The 2369-nt window shown below is 50.0% G+C and carries 4 protein-coding genes; all 4 read left to right on the top strand.

The features are described 5' to 3' along the window. Positions 1 to 583 precede the first annotated feature (583 nt). Positions 584 to 778 carry a helix-turn-helix transcriptional regulator gene (locus E1189_RS26200; protein WP_155159141.1) on the top strand — a complete coding sequence of 65 codons (195 nt, stop codon included), beginning with the start codon at positions 584 to 586 and terminating at the stop codon, positions 776 to 778. Beyond that, positions 775 to 1011, top strand: a complete 237-nt coding sequence (locus E1189_RS06015) for a transglycosylase SLT domain-containing protein (protein ID WP_155159140.1) — start codon at positions 775 to 777, stop codon at positions 1009 to 1011. Before E1189_RS26200 ends, E1189_RS06015 begins: the two co-directional genes overlap by 4 nt. A gap of 99 nt (positions 1012 to 1110) precedes the next feature. Next, positions 1111 to 1794, top strand: coding sequence for a hypothetical protein (locus E1189_RS06010; RefSeq protein ID WP_155159139.1), 684 nt, complete (start codon positions 1111 to 1113; stop codon positions 1792 to 1794). 338 nt (positions 1795 to 2132) lie between these two features. Next, positions 2133 to 2369 (top strand): hypothetical protein (locus E1189_RS06005; RefSeq protein ID WP_155159138.1); only part of this gene is annotated, 237 nt, incomplete at its 3' end.

The following is a 2369-nucleotide window of genomic DNA, read 5'->3' as shown; positions in this document are numbered from 1 at the left end:
TTCGGCCTGAAAGTCACACATCGGGTATCCTTTAATAATGGGGGGGATTCAATACTAGACCTTGACATAACTCAAATCTCAAAAAATGCGTTTTGTTTGAATGTTGGTACTATTTTGCTATATGTCAATCATTTTTTGATATACGGTAAGGTTGAATTTTACTACAAGAGTGCGTTGTCCTTTTTGGAGTCCTTAAGCTTTTTAAGCCTCCATGACGAGGATCAGAGGAGCACTACTTTCGCCAGTCTGGCTGTTTGAGAGGGCCATCATAGGTAAAGCCCCACGATGTAGGGCTTTAAGGAGGGTGAATGGAAATTCTGAGAAACCCTATTCTATATTTTGCACCTGAATATAGAATACTCGTTTAAAATCCCTTTGCTTCCGGGCTTTGTAGGCTTCTGTGCTTCCTCGCATTTTTCAATCTGTCACCAAATCTGTCACCACTTGATTAAGGTGAACCGCCTTAAATAAAAATTGGTTCGACATTTTTCTGTTGATGCCGTCCTAACTACCTGTCGCTATCGTAGCCGTGCGTTTCCGAATATTTCAACGCGTTTCTAATAGCAACGATGGTAGACACAGAATGGCCCAGCTGCAAAACCGAATGTATGACAGCGGTGATTTGAAAGAGATTACAAAGCTAAGCAAAACCACTTTGTGGCGCCTGTGGTCGCGAGGTGAATTTCCCCGGCCTGCTTTTGTCCTGGGTCGCAAGAATCTTTGGCGGAGTTCGGAAGTTGATGCTTGGGTTGCTGGCACATGGAGGCCTGCATCGTGACCGCTGTTCTTTCTGAAATTCGCATTGAAGAAATCGCCAACAAGATGGGTCTCGAGCCGGATGATGTGAGAATCCTCGTCGCGGTTGCCAGAGCAGAGAGCCATGGTGAGCCCGCCTGTCTGGATGGTGACCTGATCCGCATATCTCGCAAAACGCGGCGGCTGCTTAAGAGGCTGGCACCCGAGATTTTTACGCAAAGTCATAGAAAGTGCTCCAGGAGATTGCAAGGCTGAACGATGTCAAGAAGACGAGATCGGGTGAAAGGTCGCAGAGAGGGAGGGGCTTTTGTTGCCATTCCCGTTGCGTGCCTCAGCCATGAGAATTACACGAGAATGGGACCGTCATCCAAGGCTCTACTGACAGACATGCTCCTACAACTGAATTACCAGAAAGGGGGGCCGGTAAATAACGGCGATATTTGCGCCACATTTTCTGTTATGAAATCTCGGGGCTGGAAGAGCAAGCAAACGTTGCAGAACGCGATTGATGAGTTGCTACATTACGGCTGGATTGTGGTGTCCCGGCCGGGAGAGTTCCTACGGAAGGATCGACCAACACTCTTTGCCATAACTTTTCTCAGCGTTGGCGAGTGCGACGGGAAGCTGACCATACCACAATCGGGTCCCCTTCGCCTGTGGAGGGAGACACGGGAGAAGTTTGAAAGAAAGAGCGGTACCGCCCCGAAAAACGGGGCACAAAAGAAGCCCTCGGAAAAAAACACTGCCCCGATTTTTAGCCCGCACCGCCCCGAAATTCGGGGCACATCCAGCGAAACGGAAGTATTGCCTCATGCTTGTGCCCCGAAAATCGGGTCAGAAAAGGCAGAAATACAACAGCCATCGCCCCGAAAATCAGGGAACTCTGTAGCTACCCATCGCCTTGTAGCTGGTGGTTCCAATCAGCAAAGGAGGATCAGCCCACCGATTCACCCAGTTGAAAATGAGGATCGGTCATCCGCAATGGCAAAGCTTCAGCAGGTCCTCAATCAAAAACGCCAGTCGCAAAATCTCGACTAACAATCAGGGGTGAAATATATTTTTTTGTTGAGGCGTGCGATGACGCTGGGTGACAGAGTGTGACTACTATCACCAACCCCAAAGAATCACATGCCTGCACCGACACAACCTGACCGGCGACCCGTTCCTGACGCGATGGGGGCTGCCGGAATTTCCGGAAGTGAATCTTCTTTTCGCAAACGGTTAAGCCGGGCTCTCAATAGCGATGTTGATGAGACCCTTGCTCGCTGCGTCTTTCGCAGAGGGCGCGAGATTTTGATTGACGTCGATCTGCTGCGAGCTTGGAACTACGGGACTCCGGCTCACCTTGCCATACAAGCAACACGAGAGAACAAAAAATGATCGGACTTGACTTAGCGGTAGGCACACCAGCTGCGCACCAGCACCCGTGCATTCCAGCGAAGGACGCTTTGCGTGAATCAGGAATTACAGACATTTCGCCGCAAGAATTGAAGAACAAAATCCTAAAAGCACTCGATGGCATGCGCGGAATTTTGCACGGCGAGGATGACCCTCTCCTGCTTGAAGCAACGGAGCTTCGTGGCGTCAACCGTGAGCCGTTCGCCGACCCTTCA

This window comes from Parendozoicomonas verongulae (assembly GCF_009711465.1).
Lineage (GTDB): Bacteria > Pseudomonadota > Gammaproteobacteria > Pseudomonadales > Endozoicomonadaceae > Sansalvadorimonas > Sansalvadorimonas verongulae.
Note: the sequence above shows the minus strand (reverse complement) of the source record. Positions and strands in the feature narration are given on the sequence as shown.

Coding starts and splice junctions, on each gene's coding strand:
- E1189_RS26200 (WP_155159141.1), top strand. CDS start 584: ATGGCCCAGCTGCAAAACCGAATGTATGACAGCGGTGATTTGAAAGAG.
- E1189_RS06010 (WP_155159139.1), top strand. CDS start 1,111: ATGGGACCGTCATCCAAGGCTCTACTGACAGACATGCTCCTACAACTG.